20 protein-coding genes are annotated in these 25,381 nt (G+C 69.8%); 13 read left to right on the top strand and 7 right to left on the bottom strand.

Annotated elements, in window-relative coordinates; genetic code table 11:
- Window positions 1-230: 230 nt before the first annotated feature.
- The 12 genes from BMX65_RS22040 to BMX65_RS21985 all read left to right on the top strand — a co-directional run bounded on the left by BMX65_RS22040 (window position 231) and on the right by BMX65_RS21985 (window position 15,904).
- Window positions 231-1,694, top strand: coding sequence for a DUF6716 putative glycosyltransferase (locus BMX65_RS22040; RefSeq protein ID WP_075002093.1), 1,464 nt, complete (start codon window positions 231-233; stop codon window positions 1,692-1,694).
- Between the two features lie 185 nt (window positions 1,695-1,879).
- A complete protein-coding gene (locus tag BMX65_RS22035) occupies window positions 1,880-3,112 on the top strand; it encodes an acylneuraminate cytidylyltransferase (protein WP_075002092.1) in 1,233 nt (410 codons plus the stop codon).
- Between the two features lie 218 nt (window positions 3,113-3,330).
- The gene (locus tag BMX65_RS22030; RefSeq protein ID WP_075002218.1) at window positions 3,331-4,317 is read left to right on the top strand and encodes an N-acetylneuraminate synthase family protein; all 987 of its coding nucleotides are present in this window, start codon (window positions 3,331-3,333) and stop codon (window positions 4,315-4,317) included.
- Between the two features lie 220 nt (window positions 4,318-4,537).
- Window positions 4,538-5,896 carry a hypothetical protein gene (locus BMX65_RS22025; protein ID WP_239502090.1) on the top strand — a complete coding sequence of 453 codons (1,359 nt, stop codon included), beginning with the start codon at window positions 4,538-4,540 and terminating at the stop codon, window positions 5,894-5,896.
- 272 nt (window positions 5,897-6,168) lie between these two features.
- On the top strand, window positions 6,169-7,494 hold the full coding sequence (locus tag BMX65_RS22020; RefSeq protein WP_075002091.1) for an amidohydrolase: 1,326 nt from the start codon (window positions 6,169-6,171) through the stop codon (window positions 7,492-7,494).
- A 618-nt stretch (window positions 7,495-8,112) separates the two neighbouring features.
- Window positions 8,113-9,144, top strand: a complete 1,032-nt coding sequence (locus BMX65_RS22015; RefSeq protein ID WP_075002217.1) for a BMP family lipoprotein — start codon at window positions 8,113-8,115, stop codon at window positions 9,142-9,144.
- A 300-nt stretch (window positions 9,145-9,444) separates the two neighbouring features.
- The gene (locus BMX65_RS22010) at window positions 9,445-11,220 is read left to right on the top strand and encodes an ABC transporter ATP-binding protein (RefSeq protein ID WP_075002090.1); all 1,776 of its coding nucleotides are present in this window, start codon (window positions 9,445-9,447) and stop codon (window positions 11,218-11,220) included.
- Window positions 11,217-12,353 (top strand): ABC transporter permease, encoded by a 1,137-nt coding sequence (locus BMX65_RS22005; RefSeq protein ID WP_075002089.1) that lies wholly within the window; start codon window positions 11,217-11,219, stop codon window positions 12,351-12,353. The genes BMX65_RS22010 and BMX65_RS22005 overlap by 4 nt, the downstream gene beginning before the upstream one ends.
- Window positions 12,350-13,642 (top strand): ABC transporter permease, encoded by a 1,293-nt coding sequence (locus BMX65_RS22000; RefSeq protein WP_075002088.1) that lies wholly within the window; start codon window positions 12,350-12,352, stop codon window positions 13,640-13,642. Before BMX65_RS22005 ends, BMX65_RS22000 begins: the two co-directional genes overlap by 4 nt.
- A gap of 2 nt (window positions 13,643-13,644) precedes the next feature.
- A complete protein-coding gene (locus BMX65_RS21995) occupies window positions 13,645-14,067 on the top strand; it encodes a cytidine deaminase (RefSeq protein ID WP_075002087.1) in 423 nt (140 codons plus the stop codon).
- Window positions 14,068-14,140: 73 nt separating this feature from the next.
- Window positions 14,141-15,418: a thymidine phosphorylase gene (locus BMX65_RS21990; RefSeq protein ID WP_075002086.1), complete on the top strand. Its 1,278-nt coding sequence runs from the start codon at window positions 14,141-14,143 to the stop codon at window positions 15,416-15,418.
- Window positions 15,419-15,520: 102 nt separating this feature from the next.
- Window positions 15,521-15,904, top strand: coding sequence for a hypothetical protein (locus BMX65_RS21985; RefSeq protein ID WP_075002085.1), 384 nt, complete (start codon window positions 15,521-15,523; stop codon window positions 15,902-15,904).
- An 869-nt stretch (window positions 15,905-16,773) separates the two neighbouring features.
- On the opposite strand, the gene BMX65_RS21980 is transcribed toward BMX65_RS21985, so the two are convergent.
- The 7 genes from BMX65_RS21980 to BMX65_RS21955 all read right to left on the bottom strand — a co-directional run bounded on the left by BMX65_RS21980 (window position 16,774) and on the right by BMX65_RS21955 (window position 24,668).
- Window positions 16,774-17,004 carry a hypothetical protein gene (locus BMX65_RS21980; protein ID WP_075002084.1) on the bottom strand — a complete coding sequence of 77 codons (231 nt, stop codon included), beginning with the start codon at window positions 17,002-17,004 and terminating at the stop codon, window positions 16,774-16,776.
- Window positions 17,005-17,102: 98 nt separating this feature from the next.
- Complete coding sequence (locus tag BMX65_RS32545) at window positions 17,103-17,411, bottom strand: hypothetical protein (protein WP_143081876.1); 309 nt, start codon at window positions 17,409-17,411, stop codon at window positions 17,103-17,105.
- Window positions 17,412-17,650: 239 nt separating this feature from the next.
- Entirely contained in the window at window positions 17,651-17,989 is a 339-nt protein-coding gene (locus BMX65_RS32540) for a hypothetical protein (protein ID WP_075002083.1), read from the bottom strand.
- Between the two features lie 9 nt (window positions 17,990-17,998).
- A complete protein-coding gene (locus BMX65_RS21970) occupies window positions 17,999-22,438 on the bottom strand; it encodes an RHS repeat-associated core domain-containing protein (protein WP_239502091.1) in 4,440 nt (1,479 codons plus the stop codon).
- Window positions 22,435-22,998, bottom strand: coding sequence for a hypothetical protein (locus BMX65_RS21965; protein ID WP_075002082.1), 564 nt, complete (start codon window positions 22,996-22,998; stop codon window positions 22,435-22,437). The genes BMX65_RS21970 and BMX65_RS21965 overlap by 4 nt, the downstream gene beginning before the upstream one ends.
- Window positions 22,999-23,637: 639 nt before the next feature.
- Entirely contained in the window at window positions 23,638-23,826 is a 189-nt protein-coding gene (locus tag BMX65_RS21960) for a DUF397 domain-containing protein (RefSeq protein WP_075002081.1), read from the bottom strand.
- Window positions 23,823-24,668 carry a helix-turn-helix domain-containing protein gene (locus BMX65_RS21955; protein WP_075002080.1) on the bottom strand — a complete coding sequence of 282 codons (846 nt, stop codon included), beginning with the start codon at window positions 24,666-24,668 and terminating at the stop codon, window positions 23,823-23,825. The genes BMX65_RS21960 and BMX65_RS21955 overlap by 4 nt, the downstream gene beginning before the upstream one ends.
- Before the next feature lie 155 nt (window positions 24,669-24,823).
- Between BMX65_RS21955 and BMX65_RS21950 the strand changes: the two genes are divergently transcribed.
- Entirely contained in the window at window positions 24,824-25,264 is a 441-nt protein-coding gene (locus BMX65_RS21950; RefSeq protein ID WP_177214323.1) for an ATP-binding protein, read from the top strand.
- Window positions 25,265-25,381: the final 117 nt, after the last annotated feature.

The raw sequence follows: 25,381 nt of genomic DNA, 5'->3' as shown, positions 1-25,381 counted from the left end.
GCGGACCCGTGAGTGAACGGCGCGTGGCGGGATGGTGAACGGGCTTTCCCCGTCGCCGCGTTGGGCATTCGTCGGTGTGCTGTTAACCGGCTGTTGCCGCCGCGTTGGGCCGCCTTCCGGAATCCCTTCCTAGCGTCGAAGACGTGCCCTCACGAGAAATCCCCTCCGCAGCGAACGACCCGGCCGCGCCGACCGGAACCGCCTCCGGCGAGCGGACGGCGCCCCGCCGGGTGGTCGTCCTCGCGGATTCCGACACCCGCTGGAAATGGGGTGTCCTGACCGCCCGCAGGCTGGCCCCCGAGGCCGCCGTCGACGGCCTGCTGCTGCGCGGCCGCGCCACACCCACACCGCGCCAGCTCGCCGAGGTCGGCGTCGGCGTCGACTCCCTCCGTGAGGTCACGACCGCCGAATTCCTCCGCGCCGCCACTGCGCCCGGCGCCTACGACCTGGTCGTCCTCGCGTGCGTCGGCGGCGCCGTGCAGGCCATGCTGCACGGGCTGCGGCGGGCCGCGGCCGACGGCGCTGCTTCCGGGGGTGCCGCCTCCGGCGAAGCCGCTTCCGCGAGGGCCGCTGCCGCTTCCGCGAGGGCCGCTGCCGCCTCCGCAGCCGCGGCGGACAGCGGGCCGGACGGCGAACTGCTCCGGCAGCGGCGCCCCGTGGTGGTCACCGGCTACGTCGGCGTCGTCTACGAGAAGCTCACCGACGGACTGCTGCTGCGGCACGGTGCCGACCTCGTCCTCGCCAACTCGCCCTTCGACACCGACCGGTTCCGCGCGGTGTACGAGGGCGTGGGCGCCGACGCCGGAAGCGTGGCCGAGTGCGCGCTGCCGTTCCTGGAAGGTACGGCGGCACCCTCCGCGGGCGAGGCCGCCGACGGGCCGTTCACCGTGGTCTTCGCGGTGCAGCCCTCCGTCCCGGCGGGCCGCGCCGACCGCGCCTACCTGCTCCGCCGGGCCGTGCACCACGCGCTGCGCCACCCCGAGCGGCAGGTGCTGATCAAACTGCGCAGCAAGCCCGGCGAGCACACCACGCACATCGAGGAGCTCCCGTACCAGAAGCTCGTCCGCAAGCTGCCCGGCGGACGCGACGGCGCCGACGGCGGACTGCCGCCCAACTGCCGCCTCGTCTACGGGAACATGGGGGAGATCCTGGACCGGGCGCGGCACACCGGCGGCCTGCTGGTGACGGTCAGCTCGACCGCGGCGCTCGAATCCCTGCACCGCGGCGTACCCACCGCCGTCCTCACCGACCTCGGCGTCCGCGAAGCCCTGGGCAACCACTACTTCACCGGCTCCGGCTGCCTCGCCTCCTGGGACGAACTCGACGACGGCCTGCTCCCGGAAGCCGACGAGAAGTGGACGCTGCGGCAGGGCGTGCGCGGCGGCGACGGCTTCGCCGCGGCCCGCGACCGGGTCGCCCGCCTGGTCGGCCGCGCGGCCGGCGGCGGGCTGCCGCCGCTCGCGCCCTACTACACCCTCCGCACTGCCCCCGGCTACCTGCCCGGCATCCTGCGGCGCTACGGGCTCGAACAGGACGGATCACCGGGCGCCGGAAGCCCCGCCGAGGCTTCCGACGGCCTCGGCGCCGCCGGTCGCGGTGCCGTACGGCGCGTCGTCCGCGAGGCGGCCCGGGGCGCCTACCGGCACGGGGTCCAGCGCGTCGCCCCGCTGATCCGGAAGGCGGGCGAACTGTGACCGTGCCGCCTCGCGACGCCGCCTCGCCCGGTGCCCGTCCCGCGTCGTCGTCCGGTGCTCCTGTGCCGCCCTCGGCGTCCGCGCTGTCTTCCGGTGCTCCCGTGCCGTCGTCCTCGTCGTCCGTGCCGTCGCATGCACCCGGCAGCGCCGCTCTGTCCGCATCCTCGCCTCATCCAGGAGCCAGCATGTCCCCAACCCCCGCCGTGCTCGCGGTGATACCCGCCCGGGGCGGGTCGAAGGGCGTGGCCGCCAAGAACCTCGCACCGGTCGCGGGCGTTCCGCTCGTCGCCCGCGCGGCACGCGAGTGCCTGGCCGCGCGGAACGTCACCGACGTCGTCGTCTCCACCGACGACCCCGCCATCGCCGAGGCGGCCCGCTCCGCCGGAGCCGAGGTCGTCGACCGGCCCGCCGACCTGGCCGGCGACCTGGCCAGCAGCGAGACGGCCGTCCTGCACGCCATGGACGTCTACGAGGAGCGGCATCACCGACCGCTGCAGACCGTGCTGCTCGTGCAGTGCACCAGCCCCTTCCTGGTACGCGAAGACGTCGAGCGGGTGGCGGCGGCCGTCATCGAGGAGGGCGCGGACAGCGCCCTGACCGTGGCGCCGTTCCACGGCTTCGTCTGGCGCGACGGCGACACCCCGGCGGCCGCTTCCGGCGCTGCGGAGGCTCCGGGCACGAGCGGCAGCGCCTACGGCGTCAACCACGACCGCTCCGTACGCCCCCGGCGCCAGGACCGGCCCGAGGACCTGCTGGAGACCGGCGCCGCCTATGCCATGGACGCCATGGGGTTCCGGGAGTCCGGCCACCGGTTCTTCGGGCGGACGGCCGTCGTCCGCACCGACCCGGCCCGCGTCCTGGAGGTCGACGACCCGCACGACCTCGCCCGGGCCCGCCTGCTGGCGCCGCTGCTGGACGCGCACCGCGCCGGTCCGGGCACCCTGCCGACGCGGGAGGACGTGGACGCCGTCGTACTGGACTTCGACGGCACGCAGACCGACGACCGCGTCTACATCGACACCGAAGGGCGGGAGACCGTCGCCGTCCACCGCGGAGACGGGCTCGGCATCGCCGCGCTGCGCCGCGCGGGCCTGGAGGTGCTGATCCTCTCCACCGAGACCAACCCGGTCGTGGCGGCCCGCGCCGCCAAGCTGCGGCTGCCGGTACTGCACGGCATCGACCGCAAGGACCTGGCGCTCAAGCAGTGGTGCGAGGAGCGGGGGATCGCGCCCGAGCGGGTGCTGTACGCGGGCAACGACGCGAACGACCTGCCGTGCTTCGCGCTCGCCGGATGGCCCGTCGCCGTCGCGGACGCCCACGACGTGGTGCGGGCCGCCGCCCGTGCCGTCACGACCCGCGGCGGGGGAGCGGGAGCGGTCCGCGAGATCGCGGGGTGGTTGGTGGGGGCCGAGCTGTGAGGGCCGAGCTGTGAGGGGGGTGGGGGTGGGGTTCGGGCGCAGGCTCGTCGCCTTGGTTGGGCCCACCCACAAAGGAAGCCCGCCGGAGCCGCGACGCCCCCCGCCCGCCGCCTCCTGACCAGCGCAAACCCTACCCGGACCAGCGCACCCAGCCCCCCGTGAACCGCCTGTCGACCTTTTGCACACACCCGAGAAAGAAACTCCCGGAAATGGTGAACATGATCAGCAACGCCCAGCACACCGACGCCCGCCGCGACCTCCACGGCGCCTCCCGCATCCGCACCCTCGGCGCCCGGACGGTGGGCCCCGGCCACCCCGTCTACGTCACCGGTGAGATCGGCATCAACCACAACGGCGACCTCGACAACGCCTTCGCCCTCATCGACGCCGCCGCGGAGGCGGGCTGCGACGCGGTCAAGTTCCAGAAGCGGACTCCGGAGATCTGCACCCCGCGTGACCAGTGGGACCTGGAGCGGGACACCCCGTGGGGCCGGATGACGTACATCGACTACCGGCACCGCGTCGAGTTCGGCGAGGACGACTACCGCGCCATCAGCGAGCACTGCGCCGAGCGCGGCATCGACTGGTTCGCTTCTCCGTGGGACGAGGAGGCCGTCGCCTTCCTGGAGAAGTTCGACGTACCCGCGCACAAGGTGGCCTCCGCCTCCCTCACCGACGACGATCTGCTGCGCGCGCTGCGTGCCACCGGGCGGACGGTCATCCTCTCCACCGGCATGTCGACGCCCCAGCAGATCCGGCACGCGGTGGAGGTGCTGGGCAGCGAGAACATCGTGCTCTGCCACGCGACCTCCACCTACCCCGCCAAGGCCGAGGAGCTGAACCTGCGGGTCATCCACAGCCTGCAGGACGCCTACCCGAACGTCCCGATCGGCTACAGCGGCCACGAGACGGGTCTGCAGACCACGCTGGCGGCGGTCGCCCTCGGTGCCGTCTTCGTCGAGCGGCACATCACCCTCGACCGTGCCATGTGGGGTTCTGACCAGGCGGCTTCCGTGGAGCCGCAGGGCCTCCAGCGTCTGGTGCGGGACATCCGCACCATCGAGGAGTCCCTCGGTGACGGCGTGAAGAAGGTGTACGACAGCGAGCTGGCGCCCATGCGCAAGCTGCGCCGCGTCAAGGGCGTCGTGGCCGAGGGTGCGGAGGCCGCCGAGGAGACGGGGGCCCGCGAGCCGGTCACGGTCTGAGGCGGGTCGAGGCCGTACGGGCACCGCCTGTACGGGCACCGGCCCGTACAGGCCCAGCCCGGCCCGGCCAAAGCCCAGGCCAGCCAAAGCCCAGCCCAAGCCCAGCCCAGCCCAGACCCGCACCCCCCCCGGGGTCGCGGCCCCGCACCCACCCCCCGACCCCGCACAGCGGAACGGAGCGTATGCGCACATGTCCCGTAGCCGCTCCGCATCAGGAGCGATGAGCCACTCCGGCCCCGCAGCACCCGTCGCGGCCCGCTGCATCGACGGCTCCGATCCGGGAGCCCCGGTGGACGGACCCACCGAGCACGGCACCGAGCACGGCACCGAGCACGGCAGTGAGTACGCCAGCGAGCACGGCAGCGAGTACGGCCCCGAGCACGGGGCCTCCGCGGCCCGCACAGCCACCGACCGCGCCCCGGACCGTGCTTCCGGCCGGGGAGCAGGTCCGGCGGTCCGGGCCGCTACCGACCCCGGGGGCGGAGCCACCCCCGGGAAGCGGGACGGGGCTCTCGCTTTCGTCGAGAGCCCCGTCCAACTCCTCAACGTGCTGGAGTGGGCGCACAACCATCCGGCGCCGGGCGCCGTGAATCCGCTCGCTCTCGTCGTGCTGCCCCCGCACGACCCGATGACCCGTGGGCAGTTGCGCCGGATGGCAGAGCTGGCCCGCGACGAGGGAATCGCGGTGAGTTGGCAGGAGGCCAGGGACGGTGTGGGCGGCGCGCTCAGCAGTCTGCTCGCGCTGGCCCGCAGGGTGCGCCGGGCCCGGACGCTGGTGATCGGTGACCCCTTCTCGCGGTACGTGCAGTTGCTGCTCGCCCTGACGCCCGCGCGCGCCGAGCGTCGGATCACGGTGGTGGACGACGGTACGGCCACCATGGAGTTCGTCTCCCAGTTGGCGCGGGGGGAGCGCCTCGTACGGTGGCATCGGCGCGGGGTGCGGGGAGGGGTGCGCGGACTGCTGTTCGCGCCGGTCTCGCGCCGGGCGCGTCGCCGCCTCACTCCGCGGCGGGACGGCTCCCGCCCGGTCGAGGTGTTCAGCTCGATGCCGGTGGAGCCGCCCGAGAACGTGACCGTGACGGCGAACGAGTTCGCCTGGACCCGCGCCCGGTTCGGTCCGCCGCGTCTGACCCGGGGCGCCGATCTGGTGGGCACCTCGCTCGTGGAGACCGGGGTGGTGGACACCGAGCGGTATCTGGAGGCGGTCGCCTCGCTGGCCCGTGCCTACGGTGCCACCCGGTACTTCGCTCACCGCCGGGAGAGCAGCGAGAAGCTTCAGCAGGTGACGGCCGCCACCGGGTTGGAGATCGTCCGCCCGGACCTGCCGCTCGAACTGGTCGCCCGCCGCGGGCCCGTCGGCAGGACCATCCTGAGTTTCCCCTCCACCGTCGTCCACACCCTTCCGCTGGCGCTCGCGGGCACGGCGGTGACCGTGGCGGTGTGCGACGTCGACCCGGCCTGGCTCACCCGCACTGCTTCGCCGCGGGCCCAGGGCTTTCTCGCGGGTGTCACGGGGACGGCCCGGGGGGTGCGCAGGCTCCCCTCGGCCCTGCCCGCTCCACCGGGCCGGAGCGCATGACTCCGCGGCGGCACCGCTGGGCTGCGCGGTGGCCGCCGCGCAGCCCAGCGGTGGCACCGCCGCGCAGCCCACGGTGGCACCGCCGCGCGCCCCTGCCCGTGCCGCTGGTCTCCCTCCCGGCCTGCCGGGGAGGCGGCACCGGAAAATTTCGCAGGTATACCCAACCGCATAGGGACATAACCGCCGCCCAGCCTAGATTTTCTTCCCCTGAGAGGTTGAACTTTGCTGGATCTCTAGTCAGTTGCGGTGTCAAGGGGCCTACTCTTCGGACCATGAACGAACTCCTGTCCCCTGCAGCACCGGAGGTAGACGCACGCGGGGCCGCCGGCGTACTTCCCGAGCTGCCCGGCCGGCTGACCGATCCCCTCCGCCACGAGCTCATCGCCTTCCGTCGCGATCTCCATATGCACCCAGAGCTGGGGAACCAGGAGTTCCGCACGACCACGGCGATCAAGACCCGGCTGGAGCGCGCCGGGCTGCGCCCCCGGGTGCTGGCCATGGGCACCGGCCTGATCTGCGACATCCACCCCGAGCCCGGCCCAGGAGCCGACCAGCAGGCCGTCGACCAGCAGGCCGCCGGGAAGAGCGCCGCGGTGCCGCAGGCGGCGGGTCCCGCGCACGCGGCCCCGCCCATGCTGGCGCTGCGCGCCGACATCGATGCGCTGCCGATCCCGGACACCAAGGAGGTGCCCTACCGCTCGACAGTGCCCGGCCGGGCCCACGCCTGCGGGCACGACGTGCACACCACCGTCGTGCTCGGCACCGGCCTGGTGCTGGCGGAGCTGGCCAAGGCCGGTGCCCTGCCCCGTCCGGTGCGGCTGCTGTTCCAGCCGGCCGAGGAGGTGCTGCCCGGCGGTGCCGCCGACGCGGTGGACTGCGGGGTGCTGGACGGCGTCGGCTCGATCCTCGCCGTGCACTGCGATCCGCGGGTCGACGCGGGCCGGATCGGGCTGCGTGCCGGGCCGATCACCTCGGCCTGCGACCGGCTTGAGGTGGTGCTCAGTGGCGCCGGCGGCCACACCGCGCGGCCGCATCTGACCACCGACCTGGTGACGGCGGCGGCGAAACTGGCCACCGAGGTGCCGGCGCTGCTGGCCCGGCGGGCGGACGCGCGCTCCGGCCTCTCGTTGACCTGGGGCCGGATCGAGTCCGGGCACGCGCCGAATGTGATCCCGCAGCGTGCGGAGCTCTCCGGCACGCTGCGCTGCCTGAATCTGCCGACCTGGCGGGAGGCTCCGGACCTGGTGCACGAGGCCGTCGACGAGGTGGCGACGCTGCACCGGGCCAAGTGCGAGCTGACCTATGTGCGCGGGGTGCCGCCGGTGGTCAACGAACCGTCCGCGACGGCGCTGCTGCGGGAGGCGATGGCGGCGCGCTCGGGTGCCGCGTCCGTGGAGACCACGGAGCAGAGCCTGGGCGGGGAGGACTTCTCCTGGTATCTGGAGCACGTTCCCGGTGCGATGGCCCGGCTCGGGGTGCGGCCTGTCGGCGACCGCCGCAGCCGCGATCTGCACCAGGGCGATTTCGACGCGGACGAGTCCGCGATCACCACCGGCGTCGAACTGTTCACCGCCGCCGCGCTGCTGCACCGTTCGTAGTCCCGCTCCACCCGGGGGCCGCGACCCGGCCTCCCGGACAGGCGGACCCGCGGGCCGGGACGGGCCCGGCGGACTCCGCGCCACCCGCGCCCTCCGCACCGCCCGGCCGCCCCCGGCGCCCTCCGCGCAGCCTGGCCGACCCCGCACCACCCGTGCGGCCCGCCGGCTCCCGGCGCTACCCGCGCCGACAGCCCGCCCGATCCCGCGCGACCCGCGCCGACGGCCCGGCTGCCCCCGGCGCTACCCGCGCCACTACCCGGGGCCCACGCACCCTCCCGAGCCCGCATGCGCGTCCCCGACCCGCAGCCCCGCGGAGCGCCCCGCGCTGCCCGGCGGCAGGGGTTCGGGGAGCCGCTCCGGTGGTGGCCCGGAAAGGGACTCGGGGCGCTGCCCTACGCGGTGCCGCACATTTCGCCCTTGCCCCGGGACAGGGGAAATTCCGCACCGCAACAAAAGGGGCAAAAACGTACATCAGGGCGGCGTTCGCGACGATCCGATAACAGCGGTTCCCGTCTTCTTCTGCTGGAAATCTACGCGCGTTAATCTGTGGCCGTCTCAAGGGCCGGAACCCGAACTGCGGGGCCGGAACCGGTGCTCCACGATTCGAAGGGGACCCTGTTGCGTCGGGTAACAAAGCTTGCTGCGGCGGTCACGGCCACCGCAGCTCTCGCACTGACGGCCACCGCGTGCGGTGAGAGCTCTACGGAGTCGGGTGGCAAGAAGAACAAGGGCGTCGGACTCGCTTTCGACGTCGGCGGTCGGGACGACCACTCGTTCAACGAGGCGGCGGCCCGCGGCACGGACAAGGCCGAGAAGGAACTCGGTGTCAAGACCAAGGAGATGACCGCCGGCAACAACGAGACGGAGGAGACCCGCGAGCAGCGGCTCACCTCGCTCGCGAAGGCCGGCTACAACCCGGTCATCGGCGTCGGCTTCAACTACGGCAAGTCGGTCAACAAGGTGGCCAAGGACTTCCCCGACACCACCTTCGGCGTGGTGGACGAGCAGTCCCACGCCAAGAACGTCGTCGGGATGACCTTCGCCGAGAACGAGGCGTCCTACCTGGTCGGCGTGGCCGCTGCCAAGAAGACCAAGACGGACAAGGTCTCCTTCATCGGCGGCGTGGACAACGCGCTGATCCAGAAGTTCGAGGCGGGCTACGTCAAGGGCGTCAAGGACACCGACCCGAAGATCAAGGTCGAGGTCGACTACCTGTACAAGGAGTCCGACAAGGGCTTCAACGACCCCGCGCGGGCCAAGAGCATGGCCAAGGGCATGCTCTCCCGCGGCAACGACGTGATCTACACGGCGGCGGGCCAGTCCGGCGCCGGCTCCATCGAGGAGATCAGCAAGAAGAAGGGCGCCTGGGCCATCGGGGTCGACTCCGACCAGTACCGGCAGAAGGGCCTGGGCAAGTACAAGGACGCGATCCTGACCTCCTCGGTCAAGAACGTCGACGTGGCCGTCTTCGAGCTGATCAAGAGCGTCAAGGACGGTAAGCCGCTCACCGGCAACCAGACCTTCTCGCTCAAGGAGAAGGGTGTCTCGGTCGCCACCTCCGGTGGCTTCATCGACGACATCAAGGACGACATCGACAAGGCCACCGAGAAGATCACCTCCGGCGAGGTCAAGGTTCCGACCCGCCCGTGACCCGGTGGAGGCGGCACCGTACGCAGCCCGGCACAGCCGCGGCGCGTACGGTGCCGCCCCCGTCCGCCTCGTCGAGGCGTCCCGTCCGCAGTGCCCCGGGCACCCGTCTCCGTGCGCGGTGCCTCCGGCGCTCGTCCCCGTAGGCAGTGCCCCCCGGCACTCGTCCCCGCATCATGAGCCGTCGTGCCCGCACGGCGGAACCATGCCGTCCGGCCCGGCGCGCGCAAGCGCCCCGGAGCCGGCAGCCGCCGGCCCGCGGAGCGGCCGGCCCCAGCGCCAGCAAGGGAGCGCGTCAGTCAAGTGTCCAGCGAGTCCAGCGGCAGCAGCGGCGAGCCGTCCGAGGCGGGTCAGGAGCCCGCGGCGGCCGTCGAACTGCGCGGCATCACCAAGCGGTTCCCGGGAGTCGTCGCCAACCGCGACATCGACATCCGGGTCGACCGGGGCACCGTGCACGCCCTCGTGGGTGAGAACGGCGCCGGCAAGTCCACCCTGATGAAGATCCTCTACGGCATGCAGCGGCCGGACGAGGGCACCATCAGCATCGACGGCGACGAGGTCGCCCTGCACAGCCCGGCGGACGCCATCGCCCGCGGTATCGGGATGGTGCACCAGCACTTCATGCTGGCCGACAACCTCACGGTGCTGGAGAACACGGTGCTGGGGGCCGAGCGGCTGTACGGCATCGGCTCCCGCGCCCGCAAGAAGATCAAGGAGCTGTCGGACGCCTACCAGCTCGGCATCCGCCCCGACGTCCTCGTCGAGGACCTGGGCGTGGCCGACCGGCAGCGCGTGGAGATCCTCAAGGCCCTCTACCGCGGCGCCCGCATCCTCATCCTCGACGAGCCGACCGCCGTCCTGGTCCCGCAGGAGGTCGACGCGCTCTTCGCCAACCTGCGCGAGCTCAAGGCCGAGGGCCTGACCGTGCTGTTCATCTCGCACAAGCTGGGCGAGGTGCTCTCCGTCGCCGACGCGATCACGGTCATCCGGCGCGGGACGACGGTCGCGTCCGTGCGGCCCGAGGAGACGACGCCCAAGCAGCTCGCGGAGCTGATGGTGGGCAGCGAACTGCCGTCGGCCGAGACCCGCGAGTCGACCGTCACCGACACGCCGATGCTGCACGTGGAGGGGCTCCACCTGTCTGCCGCGGACCCCGACGGCGGCCGGCGTACCGTGCTGGACGGCATCGGCTTCACCATCCACAAGGGCGAAGTGCTCGGCGTCGCCGGAGTGGAGGGCAACGGCCAGGCCGAACTGGTCGAGGCCATCATGGGCATGTGCGACCCGGACGACGGGCTGATCACCCTGGACGGCCAGGACATCTCGCACGCCCCCACCCGGCACCGCCGGGAGAGCGGGATCGGCTACATTCCCGAGGACCGCCACCGGCACGGGCTGCTGCTGGAAGCCCCGCTGTGGGAGAACCGCATCCTCGGGCACGTCACCGAGAAGCCCAACTCCAAGGGACCGGCCCTCGGTATCCCCGGCGCGCCCCAGCTGCTGGCCCTGGGCCAGGCGCGGGCCGACGCCGAGCGGATCGTCGGCGAGTACGACGTGCGGACGCCCGGTATCGAGGTGACCGCCGCCAGCCTCTCGGGCGGCAACCAGCAGAAGTTCATCGTCGGCCGCGAGATGAGCCACGACCCCAAGCTGCTGATCGCCGCGCATCCCACCCGGGGCGTGGACGTCGGCGCCCAGGCGCAGATCTGGGACCAGATACGCACGGCCCGCCGCGAGGGCCTCGCCGTCCTGCTGATCTCCGCCGACCTGGACGAGCTGATCGGCCTCTCGGACTGCCTGCGGGTGATGTACCGGGGCCGCCTGGTGGCGGACGCCGATCCGGCGACCGTCACCCCGGAGGAGCTGGGCTCGGCGATGACCGGCGCGGCCACCGGCCACCTGGAACACCAGGAGGACGCCGCAGGCGGGCCGGAGGACGCCCGTCCGTCGCGGGACACCGGCGGCGCGGACTCCGCGGACGCGCCGGCGAGCGCTCCGGCGGACGCCCCGCGGAACGCCGCGGCCGACGCCCCGCAGAACGACTCGGAGAACGACCCGGAGAGGGGAGGCGACAAGTGAGCCGCCTCAAGGACAAATTCAGCGCCCAGGCCGTGCTGCAGGCGCTGGCCGCGCCCGCACTCGCGCTTCTCGCGGCGTTCGCGCTCTCCTCCGCCGTGATCATGGCGACCGGCAAGGACCCGTTCCACGCCTTCTACGTGATGGTCGACTTCGGCTTCAAGAGCGACAGCCAGGTCTGGATCATCAACAAGGCGATCCCGTACTACCTGTCGGCGGCCGCCGTGGCCATCGGCTTCCGGATGAACCTGTTCAACATCGGTGTGGACGGGCAGTACCGGGTGGCGGCATTCTTCGCCGCGGTCGTCGGCGGGGCGCTGGCGCTGCCCGGTGTGCTGCAGATCCCGGTGATCATCATCACCGCGATGGCGGTCGGCGCACTGTGGGCGGGCATCGCGGGCGTGCTCAAGACCACCCGCGGGGTCAGCGAGGTCATCACCACGATCATGCTGAACTCCATCGCGGGTTCGCTGATCGGCTACTTCCTCTCCGAGAACAAGCTGGGTGTGAAGGACGGCAACCTCTTCCACACCCCGACCATCCCCGACTCGGGCCGGTTCTTCCTCCTCCCGACCTCGCCCGACCCGATCTACGGCACGGTGATCATCGCCGCCGTCATCGGCCTGGCGTACTGGTTCGTGCTCGGCCGCACCCGCTTCGGCTTCGACCTGCGCGCCGTGGGCCGCAGCGAATCGGCGGCCTCCGCCAGCGGGGTCAGCGTCCGCCGGATGGTCGTCACCAGCATGCTGCTCTCCGGTGCGGTCGCGGGCCTGGTCGGTATGCCGACGCTGCTGAACAAGTCCTTCAGCTACGGCACCGACTTCCCCACCGGCGTCGGCTTCACCGGCATCGCCATCGCCCTGCTGGGCCGCAACCACCCCATCGGCATGGCGCTGGCCGCACTGCTCTGGGGCTTCCTCGAACGCACCGGCATCCAACTGGAGTTCGAGGGTTATGAGCAGGAGATCGTCGGCGTCATGCAGGGCGTCATCGTGCTGTGCGTCGTGATCGCCTACGAGATCGTCCGGCGTGTGGTGCTGCGCAGGCAGCAGAGCGCGGTGGGTGCCGAGCTGAGCGCCCAGAACGCCCCGAGTACGGAGAGCACCCAGGCAGAGAAGGCGGGGACCACCGCATGAGCACCACCACGTCCGCGCCGAAGAAAGCCCCGGCGTCCGCACCCCCGCGCGCCAAGCGCAAGCTCTCCTACCCGGTCGTCCTGCTGCTCGTCGCCGGCGGGCTGCTGCTGCTCTCGCTCGTCCGCGTCATCACCGGGGACGTGCAGCTCAGCAACAGCCAGCAGTTCTCCTCCGCGCTCGGCGCCGCCGTCCCCATCGGACTGGCCGGTCTCGGCGGGCTGTGGGCCGAACGCGCCGGCGTCATCAACATCGGCCTCGAAGGCATGATGATGCTCGGCACCTTCGCGGCCGGGTGGATGGGCTGGCAGTACGGCCCGTGGGCCGCCGTCCTCGCCGGGATCATCGGCGGCGCGCTGGGCGGGCTGCTGCACGCGCTGGCCACCGTCACCTTCGGCGTCGACCACATCGTCTCCGGTGTCGCCCTCAACATCCTCGCGCTGGGCCTGGTCCGCTACCTGGCCAAGCTGTGGTTCGGTGCCACCGGCAGTGCCGCGGCCCAGGCCGGGGGCAACGACAAGCAGTCGCCGCCCATGGACAGCATGTCCACCTTCTCCGTACCCGGCCTCGCCGACGGACTGGGCAGCATCGAGAAGCACCACTGGTTCTTCGTCTCCGACCTGGCGGGCATCCTGCGCGCCCTGGTCGACGACGTCTCCTGGCTCACGGTCCTCACCGCGCTGCTCTTCGTCGGCAGCTTCTTCGTCCTGTGGCGCTCCTCGTTCGGACTGCGGCTGCGCTCCTGCGGCGAGAACCCGGTGGCGGCCGAGTCGCTGGGGGTGAACGTCTACTTCTACAAGTACGCGGCGCTCACCATCTCTGGCGCGCTGGCCGGGCTCGGCGGCGCGTTCCTCGCCGTGGGCGTGCACATCTACCAGGAGAACCAGACCGGCGGCCGCGGCTACATCGGCCTCGCCACCATGATCTTCGGCAACTGGCGGCCCGGCGGCGTCGCCATGGGCGCGGGGCTGTTCGGCTTCATGGACGCCCTGCGCGTCGTCGGCGGCGGCACCACCGTGCACGCCATGCTGCTCCTGATGGCCGTGCTGCTGGTGGGACTCGCCGTCTGGAAGCTGCGCACCGGCCTGCGGGGCGCCCGTATCCAGGCCGCCGTCAGCCTCGTTATCGCCGTGCTGCTCGTGCTGTGGTACGCGCTGACCGACACCGTGGCGCTGGAGTTCGTCGAGATGACGCCGTACGTCACGACGCTGCTGGTGCTCTCCCTCGCGGCCCAACGCCTCCGTGCGCCACGCGCGATCGGCAAGTCGTACCGACGAGGCGAGGGAACATAGCCGTGCACGAGGCCGCCGCGACCGCACCCGGCACCGACATCGACTGGCAGGAACTGCGCGCCCGCGCCCGGGCCGCCAAGGCCCGGGCCTACGCGCCCTACTCCGGCTTCCCCGTCGGCGCCGCGGCGCTGGTGGACGACGGCCGCACCGTGACCGGCTGCAACGTGGAGAACGCCTCCTACGGGATCGGACTGTGCGCCGAGTGCGGACTGGTCTCCGAACTCTGCGCCACCGGCGGCGGCCGCCTCCTCGCCTTCACCTGCGTGGGCGGCGACGACGGGAACGTCATCGCCCCCTGCGGCCGCTGCCGCCAACTGCTGTGGGAACACGGCGGCGGCACCCTCCTGGTGGAGGCACCCTCGGGGGTCCGCCCCCTCTCGGAACTGCTCGCCGACGCATTCGGCCCCGAGCAACTGGCCCGCTGAGCCGGGCCCGTGCGCGGGCCGTCGGAACGAACCCGTCGGGACGAAACCGTCGGAACGAAAGAGGAACCACAGCATGGACGCCATCTCCGTCATCCGCGCCAAGCGCGACCGCCAGGAGCTGACCGGCGAGCAGATCGACTGGGTCATCGACGCCTACACGCGCGGAGCGGTGGCCGACGAGCAGATGTCGGCCCTGGCGATGGCCGTGTACCTGAACGGCATGACCCGCGCCGAGATCTCCCGGTGGACCGCCGCGATGATCGCCTCCGGCGAGCGGATGGACTTCGCCGCGCTGGCCCGCCCCACCGCCGACAAGCACTCGACCGGCGGCGTGGGCGACAAGATCACCCTGCCGCTGGCGCCCCTGGTGGCGGCCTGCGGCGCGGCCGTCCCGCAGCTCTCGGGCCGCGGTCTCGGGCACACCGGCGGCACCCTGGACAAGCTGGAGTCCGTCCCCGGCTGGCGTGCGTCGCTGACCAACCCCGAGATGATGCGGGTACTGGACGAGGTCGGCTCCGTCATCTGCGCCGCGGGCGACGGGCTCGCGCCCGCGGACAAGCGCCTCTACGCCCTGCGCGACGTGACGGCGACCGTGGAGTCCCTTCCGCTGATCGCGTCGTCCATCATGTCCAAGAAGATCGCCGAGGGCACCGGCGCACTGGTCCTGGACGTCAAGGCCGGGTCCGGAGCGTTCATGAAGAACGTCGAGGACGCCCGCGAGCTGGCCACCGCGATGGTGGAACTGGGCACCGACCACGGCGTGCGGACCGTCGCGCTGCTCACCGACATGAACACCCCGCTCGGCCTGACCGCCGGGAACGCGCTGGAGGTCCGCGAGTCCGTCGAGGTCCTGGCGGGCGGCGGCCCGGCCGACGTCGTGGAACTCACCGTCGCGCTGGCCCGCGAGATGCTCGACGCGGCGGGACTGCCGGACGCCGACCCGGCCAAGGCGCTCGCCGACGGCTCCGCGATGGACGTCTGGCGCCGCATGGTCGCCGCCCAGGGCGGCGATCCCGACGCCGAACTCCCGCGCGCGCGGGAGCAGCACGTCGTCACGGCCCCCGCCTCCGGTGTGCTGACCCGGCTGGACGCCTACGCCGTCGGCCTCTCCGCCTGGCGCCTGGGCGCGGGCCGCGCCCGCAAGGAGGACCCCGTCCAGGCCGGGGCCGGCATCGAACTCCACGCCCGCCCCGGCGACACCGTCACCGCCGGCGCCCCGCTGCTGACCCTGCACACCGACACCCCGGACGCCTTCGGCTACGCGGAGGCCGCCCTGGAAGGCGCCTGGGACATCGCGGCGCCCGGCACCCCCCACGAGCCGACGCCGCTGATCCTGGGCCGCATCGGCTAGATTCGGCCGCACCGAGTCGATCAGTCGGGGAACCGGTTCCCGAGCCCGCCGCCCGGTCCGGTTCCCCGCTGTGCTGCGGAACGGCAGCAGAAGGGCGGCCCCATGCTCACGTCCATACCCCTGGGGTGGCTCTGGCTGCTGGCCGCGGCGGCCCTCGCCCTGTCGAGCCTGCTGCTGGGAAGCTGGATCCCGCTGCGAAAGTTCCGCATCGCCTATCCGGTGGTCATGACCGCGGGCGGCGCACTCCTGGTCGCCGTCTGCCGGTGGAACGACATCGGCCTGAGCGGAGCCCTCGTCATGTACGCCTGCGCCCACATCGGCCTGACCCTCGGCCTGCTGCCGCAGCGCACACTGTTCCGGGAGATCCTCGACCGCTGGCGCCGAGGCGAACCCACCCACCACCTCAAGGCCCCACCCCGCCACCAGCTCTTCCTCGCCGCCTCGGTCGTCACCGTCCTCCTGGCGGGCTTCGCCCTGACCCGCTGACCCCGCGTATCGGGCGATACTGACCCGCCGTCTGGGAGAGGCAGCGTCGTGCGGCGATGCTGACCTGACAATCAGGTGCTGCTCGGAGCCTCGGATTCTCGGTCTCCGCAATCCCGGCCTCCATACTCAGGGGCTGCACAGACGATGACCGTCAACTCTTGCGGCCTCACGAGTTCAGTCTCGGTGGGCTGACGCAAGGATCTTCCGCTTCTCAGCTTCATACACCTCGACAGCCCAGGGGGACCGGTCATAGTACGCCTCCCAGAATCCCGGGCGACTCCATGGCTCTGGGCGCAGAGTGAACGACCCTGAGTCGAAGGGGAAGTAGCACCATGTTGACGGCAACGAGGGAGACGTCACTGTGAAAGCCCGGCTGTCGAAAAGCGCCGGATCTTCCCCGCCGATAGACTCAACGCGGAAGAGTGGGTCTTTCCCCTGGGGGACGAATAGTTCGAGTACTGTGTATTCTTTCCCTTCCCTTAGGGCGTCAACACCCTGAAGCGTCTTGGATTTTGCCCTCTGTGGAGTTGACAATCGGGCGCGCACTCTATCCCCTTCTGTTCGGCGACCTCGTAGTCCCAGTTCGGCACCTTGTTCCCCTTCGGGGCATGGCGGGGAACATGAGATTGAGGAACGTAGGATTTCCGATCCCGTCTCCCGGGATTGTGCGGCGAGATTCTGCGATGATCTTCGGGGCGAGCTAACTGCTCTTGTCGAAAAGGGAAAATGCAGCCTATCTCCGTAGTCGAGCTGCGAGTCCTCTACCGTCGGCCGGCCTCTCGCGCGACGTGCGTGTGCCAGTTGTCACCTGCTCGCCAGAATGCGCGATAGGGTATTCCTTCTTCCGTTCCCCGGATGCCTTGGGTGGGTTAGGTTGGTGAATCGCCCTCCCATGCCACCACCCACTGGGCTTCCTCGAAGAACTTCTCAAGCGAAGCGTAGTCCTCCACCCACTCGTCGCCCCCGTCGAACTGAAAATCACGGTCTGTTGCAGTGCAAATCAGATAGCTGATAGGAGTGCCGGAAATTTCTTCGACCTTGACGAATTTTCCCTGATCGCCACTCGACGCAATTCTCCCCACTCTGTTGGGTATGATCATGACTGCTCCTGGTTTTCGTCAATCCGAGAGTTGAGCGTGATTGTTCACGCGTGATTTCTCGCTCTCAGGTGTTCGTGGTTTTCGAAGTGTCCGTATGGTCAGTGGGTGCCATCCAGGGGATTGTCGTATATGTCGTTAGTTTCGCCTAAGGCCGACTCTTCCAATACAAGATTTTCCGAGAAGTTGATCAAGGCGCGCACCAAATTTGCTGAAACTTCTTTCAGGCTGGGGTCGATGCTCAGGCGAGCCTGTGACCAGTCTCCTCCGTCCGGAATGATAATGGCGGCGAATGCGTTTCGTGGGGTGGAGGGTTCTCTGTAATGGAATTCCAGAACCCGCTCCCCTGAGGTGACATCATCAAAATTGATGACTTCGATATCTGGGTCGCCGAACTTCACTGTTCGCATGAGGTGCTCTCTCTATCAGCCCAGGAAAACTGAAAAATTGCCTCCCGCGGTGGATATCGCTCCTCTTTCGTCCGGCAGGCGAATTCTAATGATGTCTTGCCATTTTCGACAATCCCTTCGTGCCCGCCCGTCTCTGCGGATTCCAGATCGCAGAGAACTCCTGCCCCGCATTTGTTCCACGCGCCATGCGAGGAGGCCCAGGAAGGCCGTGGCCGGGGGGATCTGCATGGTTCCCTTGATTAGGTTTCAGTATTCGAATGAATGATTTCGTAGCTCGTAGTTGTCGGATTGAAATACTTCACTACCCATTCACCTGCCAATTCTCGACTTAGGCGATGAGCAAGTTTCAAACCTTCTTCCGTGAACCCTTTTTCCGCCTCCGGGGTGGAAAATCCTGATCGTGCAGGGTCATCCCTGTCATAAGTGGATTCGTAGTCTTCTGCCCAGTGTTCAATATCCTCGGACAGTTGCCCGCTAATGGGGAGGTCTGATGGCGCAAAATTTTCCTCCCCAGAATCTGAGGAAGTCCACAAGGGGTGGCATTCGTACTCTGCTGCCAAACGGATGGTCTTTGTCACAGTCTGCTCCTACTCAATGCTTCTGAGGTTGGCTCCCACGATGAACCCGTTGCTTCCGGATGTTACTGCGACCCGCCGCTTCTCGCCTCCAAATTCGATTTCATAGATTGGGCGTCCAGTCCCTCTCCCTTGGTGTCCAACAACGTTGCCTTCAGTTACGGCCTTCATTACGATGTCCGGAATATTCCCTGCGGAGATGCCGTGTTCTTCGAATTCCGCACCGTGTTTTGCAGTGATGTGCTGCAAGCCTGCCTTCGGGCCGCCTTTCTCCAGGAAGAATACCTTTCCGGATGCATCGCGGCCTGTTGCCACAAGGTCCTCAGGTGAGAACTTGACTCCTTCTCGTTTTAGTTGTTCCACGTGGCTAGCTTTGACTGGGCAACCCTTCAGGCCGAGCGGATCCACCCAAGTGAGAGGGTTGGCAAGATAGATGTGTTGGTTAAATGCCGCCGCCAGGCCGAGTGGGTCGGGTGTCAGGTACCGCGCCGTTTCGGGGTCGTAGTAGCGGAAGTAGTTGTAGTTGAGGCCCGTTTCGGGGTCGGCGTACTGGCCGGGGAAGCGGAGGGGGCAGGTGATGGCGTCGGGTGGGGTGGGGAGTGGGGTGCCCCAGAGAGTGGTGCGGGACTGCCATGCCAGGCCCCCCTCGGGGGTGAGGAGCTCGGTCGGTGTGCCCACCACGTCCGTGACGATCGCATGGAATGTGGGGTCCTGCACGAGGGGATCGCGGGTGGTCTGGGCCAGGGGGCGGTGGGTGCCCGGTTCGTAGTCCCAGGTGGTGGTCGTGCTGTCCTCGGTTGTCTGCTCCGCCACCCGGGTGCCGTCCCAGGTGAAGGTGGTGGAGCGTTCTTCGGGTCCGGTTTTGGTGAGGCGGCGGCCCAGCGGGTCGTAGGTGTAGTGCCACTCCTCCCCGCTGGGATTGGTCGCCGATATGAGGCGGTCCTCGGCGTTCCAGGTGTAGGTCCAGGTGCGGGTCTGGCCGTTGAGGAGTTTGCGGGTCTTGCGGATGAGGCGGCCCGCGGCGTCGTGTTCGTAGGTGGTGCGACCCGCACGGCGGATCAGCGTGCCGTCGTGGCTGCGTTCGCCTGAGGAGTGGTGGGCGGGGGCTTCCGCGTGGGACTGGTTGCCTGCCGTGTCGTAGGCGTACTTCTCTGTCCAGCCGTGGGCTTGGACACTCGTTACGCGGCCCATCTTGTCGAGGTCGAAGCGACGGGTGCCGGACGTCAGTTCGCGGATCTCGGTGACGTAGCCGTCGGGGCGGTAGGTGTACGTGCGGTGCTGGAGGAGTTCTCCGTGTGCCGCCTCCACCGTTTGGCGAGTGAGGGCGCCGGTCGCGTCCCAGCACTGGGACAGTGTCACGGTGTCCGTCAATTGGCGGTGTGTTTCGCGGCCCGCCGCGTTGTGGGTGAAGGACAGTGAGCCACCGTCGGTCGTGAGGGATAGCGGGCGGTCCGCCGCGTCGTATGTCCAGGTGGAAATGTGCCCGGCTGGCGTCGTGCGACGGGTGCGGCGGCCTGCCGCGTCGTACGCGTACGAGACCGTGCGGCCGTTGACGGTCTCCGACAGGACGCGGCCGAGTGCGTCCCGCTCCAGCGTCACCTCCGCCGCAGCGTTCGCTGTGCGAACGAGCGCACCTGCTGTGTCGTACGCGTACGTCGTCACTTCGCCGGTCGCCTCGTCGGCCTGTTCGACGGGGCGTCCGAGCTGGTCCCGCACATAGGTCAGCCGCTCGCCCATCGCGTTTGTCTGCGCGAGGAGGCCGCCTGCCGCGTCCAGTTCGTATGTCTGTGTCGCCCCGTTGAAGTCGGTCTCCGCGACGAGGCGGCCCACTGGGTCGTACTCGTAGCCCCACGTCCTGCCCTGGGGATTGGTGACCTCCACCAGACGCAGCTCGGTGTCGTACGCGAAGGCGTACTCCGCGCCGTCCGGATCGGTACGGGTGGCGGGTAGGTCGAAGTGGGTGTGGGTGTACTCCGTGGTGTGGCCTGCGGCGTCGGTGTGGGAGACGAGATTCCCTTCCCCGTCCCAGTCCCACTTCTCGATATTGCCGTCCGGGTCCTGCCGCCAGGCGGGTTTGCCTTCGATGGTCCAGCCGTGTCGGGTGGTGTGGCCCATCGGGTCGGTGAGGGTGGTGATGCGGCCGTGGGGGCCGCGGCGGATGTGGGTGGTGTTGCCGAGGGGGTCGGTGAGGGTGGTGGGGAGGCCGGCCGGGTTGGGGGTGACCGTGGTGGTGTGGCCGAGGGGGTCGGTGACGGAGGTGAGGTGTCCGGCCTGGTTGTAGGTGTAGCGGGTGGTGTTGCCGGCCGGGTCGGTGGTGGAGGTGCGGTTGCCCTGGTCGTCGTAGGTGTGCTGCCACAGGCCGTCGTTGGGGTCGCGGATCTCCAGCGGGAGGCAGTCGTCGTCGTAGAGGGCGGTGGTGGTGCTGCCGTCGGGGCGCTGGATGCGGGTGAGGTTGCCCGCCTCGTCGTAGGTGTAGCGGGTGGTGCGGCCCAGCGGGTCGGTGACGGCCACCGGGTGGCGGTTGGCCGCGTCCCATTCGGTGCGGGTGGTGTGGCCGAGAGTGTCGGTCTCGGCAACGATGCGGTGGGCCTCGTTGTAGACGTAGACGGACTGGTGGCCCAGGGAGTCGGTGTAGCGGGTGGTGCGGGCCGCCTCGTCGTAGAAGAAGCGGCCCGAGAAGGTGCCGTCGGGTCCGATGGTGCGCAGGACGCGGCCGCGGTGGTCGTAGACGTAGCCGAAGGCGGTGCCGTTGCGGTCCTTCCACGAGGTGATGCGGTGGGCCTCGTCGTAGCGATAGCGCAGCGGCTGCCCGGTGGAGTTGACGATCTCGGCGAGGTCCCCGGCCTGGTCATAGCGGTAGGAGACCAGGAGGGTGCTGCGCTCCTCGTCCGGGCCGTGCAGCATGCGCAGCGCGGTGATCCGCATCAGCTCCGCATCGGTGTCCACCGCGATCCGGTAGCCGCCCGAGTGGGTCACCCGCTGCGGTGCGCCCGCCTGGTCGTAGGCGATGTCGATGCGGTTGCCCGCCCGGTCGCTGATCGCCCGCAGCGCCAGCTCGCGTCCACCGGCGGGCAGCGGGGCGAAGTGCAGGGTGCGGTTGCGCTCCGGTGCGGTGATCGTCATCGTGCCGTCCGGCTTGCCGTCCCAGCACAGCGGCCACCGCGGCCCACTGACCGGCAGCACCGGCACCTCCGCCTCGGGCACCGGATAGCTCAGCACCATCCCGTCGTCCGCGACGAAGACGATCCCCCGCTCATCCAGCTCCACCCGCTGATCCAGCGTCCCCGCCCACGTCGGCCCGAACCAGCCCCCACACGGATGCCCCGACACATAATGCCGCTCCAGCAACAACGGCAGATCACCAGGCAGAGCAACATCCGTCGTGGAGGTGAACATCTCACCGCTCACCACATCGACCGGATCGCTCTCGCCGGTCCGCTCGCCGTTGCCCACGTCGCTCTGGTCCGGCCCGTCCGCCCGGTCCCGCGCGCTGCCGTCGCGGCGCAGCGCCCGCTCCCGGCTGACCAGCCGCTGGGCGGCGTTCTTGGCCGCCGAGCCGCCCTTGCGCAGGGCACTGCCGACCCCACCGGTCGCCAGTCCCATCAGCAGGTCCGGGGTGAGCTGGCCCGCCGCGCGGGAGGGGTTGCGCTGCCACTCCTCCCAGTTGACGACCGCCTTGGCGAACTCCTTGGGATGCTGAGCCGCATAGGCCGCGCCGTCCGCCATGCCGGCGAGCTGCATGGAGGCGCCGCCGTAGCCGTCCTCGACGAAGTACTCGCCCTGCTTGTACATGCCGCGGATGCTCTCGGCCGCACCGCTGAGGAAGTCCTGGCCCCGCTCATGGACGCCTGCCATGCCTTTGGGCGGATCGGGGGCCTTCTCCGCTGCCTGCTCCAGCTTTCGCTTCGAGACGTCGACGACGCCCTGAAGCTCCTTCTCCAGGATGTCCAGGCGGCGGTAGCAGTCACTGAGCGCGGAGACGCCGGGATCTTCGTCCGGTGGCTTGTCCGGCAGGTCCTCGTCCTTGCGGGCCACGGCCGCGTCGTACTCGTGGGACTGCGTGACGTACTTCTTGGAGGCCGCCCGAGCAGCGTCCGCGTCCGTGATGATCGGCTTGACCCGCTTGTGGACGGAGCGAAGTTTGTCCGCGTAGGCGTCGAGGGCGTGAGCAGCCGAGAGGAAGTGCTTGCGCGCCCTTTTCAGTTCCTTCGGCAGGACCTCGATGGCGTCGGTGAAACTCTGGGAGGCCGCGCCGGTCCATGCCATCCGAGAGAGGGCTGCCAGTTTGTCGTTGCCGTCCTTGAACGCACCCGCGTAGGCACGCAGCTTGACGACCAGATCATCGACCTTGTCCGGATCGCCGGGTATGACGTCGTCGGGCTTGGCGTGCGGCGGTATGCGCTCGGTGGGGCTGCCCGGCGAGCTGCCCTCTGTCGCGTCCTTCGAGGTCATGCGATCTTGGGTTTCCCCTCCTCCTTGGGGCCCCCGCCGTCGACGAGCCACCCCTTCCCGGTACCTTCGCCGTCCTTGACCCGGGGCTTCGAGGGCATCTGCGGCTCGTCCTCCCACTGTTCCTGGAGACTCTTCGGTGCCGGGTCGAAATCACCCCGGTCCTTGTTATTCCACGCCCGCAGTCCGTGGTCGCCCGTCGGAAGTTTCGCCATGTTGTCTTCCGTCGGGGAGAAGTCCTTCACTCGCAGCAGGTCGGCCATGATGTAGGCGGAGATGACCTGTTGCAGCGTCTTGAGGATGTCTTCCGTGTGCTCGGCGAGGCGGCCCATGCCGAAGCCCCACTCGGAGAGCACTTCCTTGGCGGGCTTCTCGATCTCGATGGTGGCCGCGAGGTGGATGTCGGCAGCCATCGGCTTCCAGTCGTCCTTGATCCGGTGGGCGGCGAGGACGGACTCCTGCAGCGGCTCCATGACCTTGCGCACCGAGGAGATCTCCAGCGCGTAGCCGTCACCCGGTTGCGGGCCGTCCTGCCCGTGCTGGGGCTTGTCGTCCCCTGACATACCCGTTTCCTTCCCCCCGCCCGACGCGCGTGAGTTCGGCCGTGTCCGAGACGCTTCTGCCTAGCTCGGCCGCCTCCGGCACGAGGAGCCGGGCGGAGAGAAGAGGGCGAGGGGCCCTGACCGCCCTCGCCGAGCTGCTGCGGATTCTCCCCTCCCGCAGCGTCACCGTACGGACACCGGGAGATATGTTCGCACATCCGTGCTGCAGGCGGGGCGGAGATTCTCCGCGGGCGCGGGGGCTGTTACTCCGGCGGGGTCAGCAGCTTGCCTGCTTGGGCTGGCTTCCGGTTGGCCCATGGTGCCGTGGGTGCAGGGGAGGTCGTGGACGGTGAGGGTGTCGGTCAGATGGGGGTGCCAGGCGTCGGGTGCGGGTGCCAGTTCCCGGGCGGTGCCGGCGGTGCGGAGGCAGGACGAACTGTCCGTCAGTGAGCTGTCCCCAAGCGTTGCTGCGTCAGCACGGGTGCGCAGAAGTCCAGTTGATGGCGTGGCGGCCGGTCCAAGAAGGGGCGCGGGCGGCGGGCCGCTCAGCCGCGCATGAAGGCCCCGGCGAGCAGGGCGAACTGGTACCGGCTGCGAGTGGCCGCTCGGTGGCGGGGCGGAGGGGTGGTGCTCCGCCCCGCCGGTGGCCGGGTGGTCAGCTCACGGGGTGGTGGTCGCCGCCTGCGTGGTGAAGGCTGCCCATGCGGTGGGCGAGACGGCGAGCGGGCGGATCCCGGTGTCCTTCGAGTCGCGGACGTGGACCGTCTCCGACCCGACAGCGACCTCGACGCAGTTGTCGCCACTACTGCCGCTGTAGCTGCTCTTGTGCCAGTCCAGTTCGGTGCTCATAGCGCTCCTCGAATCTGCTTCAGCAGGCTCACCGAGGCTTCGTGGCTCAGGGCCTGTGAGCGCATCTTGCCATAGCGCTGGAGCATTGCACTGACAGCTTTCGGGTCGGTGAGGAGAGCGCTGCTCTCGTGCCCCTCCACGTACCCGACCCACTCGTTGGTCTGCGTTTCTGCCAGGTACATCTGGCCGTCAGCACCTACGTGCTCGGGCTGGTGAACCGGCATGAGCTGGATCTCGACATTGATCCGGCGTCCCATCTCCAGCAGGTGGTCGATCACTGCGGCGGTCACCTCGGGGCCGCCCAGATCGCGTTCGAGAAGGTACTGCTCGATGATGAAGCTGAAGGCGGTGTTGGGGCGCTCGGCCAGAAGGTTCTGGCGCTCCAGCCGGGCCGCCACCTGCCAGTCGATCTGCTCCGGGGTGAGGGGCGGCAGCCTGCGTTCGGACAGGCCCCTGATGTACGCCTCCGGCTGCAACAGCCCCGGGATCGCCCGGCACTCGTAGGCGTACAGGGTGATCGCTTCCTCTTCGATGCCCGCCCACTGCTGGAACCAGGAGGCCAGTCCGGCCTTGCGCCGCAGGCTCTTGGCGGCGGCTTTGAGGACCTTGGCCGCGAGGGGGCCCAGTACCGGTTCGGACCGTTGCGGCAGGTCTCCCGGAGGGAACCGCTTGCCCTGTTCGATCTTGGCGACGTAGTGGGTCGAGTAGCGGATGCGCGGGGCGAACTCCTCCTGGGTCAGGCCCGCCTCGTCGCGCAGGGCCTTCAGTACTGAGCCGAAGGTCTTGAGTCCGTCCGAGACTTCGGGTTCGCTGGGTGCAGTCGCGTCCTGGTCCGACGTCATCGTCGCGCGCCTTCCGTGCCGTGTGCCGTTCCCCGCTCAACCTGTTCAGGGTCACGGACGGTGGTGCACCCAGTCCAGTGCGTGAACTGGTACAGCGACATCTGTACCGGCGCCGTATCTGTCAGTGACCGGGGCATCCCGGAACGCTGAGGATCATGCACGCTCCCCGGGCCGAAGTGCCCCTCACCACCGATGTGTTCGTACAGCGGTTCTCCGCGACCCGGCGCGGTGCGCGGCTCGCGCGCCGGCTGGCCGCGTGGCAGCTCGATGTGTGGGGCGTGCCGTACGGCGCCCCGCTCTCCGAGGCAGTGACGCTGATCGTCGCGGAGCTCAGCTCCAACGCGGTGCTGCACGGCCGCGTTCCGGGCCGTGACTTCGAACTGCGGCTCCTCCGCGACCGGGAGAGCGGGCGGGTACGGGCCGAGGTCTCCGATACCTACCCCGGACTGCCCGTAACGCTGGCGCCCTCCACGCACCAGGACTGGGGGCGCGGTCTGCTGCTCGTCGACGCGCTGGCCTCCCGGTGGGACGTGAGCGCACGGCTGGGTCCGGGCAAGACGGTCTGGGCGGAGGTGGACGCCCCCGGGCACGTCTGACCGGCGTGACCGGTCGTCAGGTCCACAGGCGGAACAGTTCGGTGTCTCCGCCCAGCCCTCTGGCGCCGGTGACTGCGTCGGCCAGCGAGGCACCGAGAGTCAGCACCTGGTAGTAGA

Source organism: Streptomyces qinglanensis, from assembly GCF_900111245.1.
Taxonomy (GTDB): Bacteria; Actinomycetota; Actinomycetes; order Streptomycetales; family Streptomycetaceae; genus Streptomyces; species Streptomyces qinglanensis.
This window is presented reverse-complemented; position numbering and strand designations above follow the sequence as displayed.

Bases quoted from the DNA above. Each gene is read 5' to 3' on its own strand.
- BMX65_RS22000 (WP_075002088.1), top strand. From the start codon at position 12,350: ATGAGCACCACCACGTCCGCGCCGAAGAAAGCCCCGGCGTCCGCACCC.
- BMX65_RS22030 (WP_075002218.1), top strand. From the start codon at position 3,331: ATGATCAGCAACGCCCAGCACACCGACGCCCGCCGCGACCTCCACGGC.
- BMX65_RS21985 (WP_075002085.1), top strand. From the start codon at position 15,521: ATGCTCACGTCCATACCCCTGGGGTGGCTCTGGCTGCTGGCCGCGGCG.
- BMX65_RS22035 (WP_075002092.1), top strand. From the start codon at position 1,880: ATGTCCCCAACCCCCGCCGTGCTCGCGGTGATACCCGCCCGGGGCGGG.
- BMX65_RS22020 (WP_075002091.1), top strand. From the start codon at position 6,169: ATGAACGAACTCCTGTCCCCTGCAGCACCGGAGGTAGACGCACGCGGG.
- BMX65_RS21990 (WP_075002086.1), top strand. From the start codon at position 14,141: ATGGACGCCATCTCCGTCATCCGCGCCAAGCGCGACCGCCAGGAGCTG.
- BMX65_RS22025 (WP_239502090.1), top strand. From the start codon at position 4,538: ATGAGCCACTCCGGCCCCGCAGCACCCGTCGCGGCCCGCTGCATCGAC.
- BMX65_RS32545 (WP_143081876.1), bottom strand. From the start codon at position 17,411: ATGCGAACAGTGAAGTTCGGCGACCCAGATATCGAAGTCATCAATTTT.
- BMX65_RS21960 (WP_075002081.1), bottom strand. From the start codon at position 23,826: ATGAGCACCGAACTGGACTGGCACAAGAGCAGCTACAGCGGCAGTAGT.
- BMX65_RS21955 (WP_075002080.1), bottom strand. From the start codon at position 24,668: ATGACGTCGGACCAGGACGCGACTGCACCCAGCGAACCCGAAGTCTCG.
- BMX65_RS21980 (WP_075002084.1), bottom strand. From the start codon at position 17,004: ATGATCATACCCAACAGAGTGGGGAGAATTGCGTCGAGTGGCGATCAG.
- BMX65_RS21950 (WP_177214323.1), top strand. From the start codon at position 24,824: ATGCACGCTCCCCGGGCCGAAGTGCCCCTCACCACCGATGTGTTCGTA.
- BMX65_RS21965 (WP_075002082.1), bottom strand. From the start codon at position 22,998: ATGTCAGGGGACGACAAGCCCCAGCACGGGCAGGACGGCCCGCAACCG.
- BMX65_RS21970 (WP_239502091.1), bottom strand. From the start codon at position 22,438: ATGACCTCGAAGGACGCGACAGAGGGCAGCTCGCCGGGCAGCCCCACC.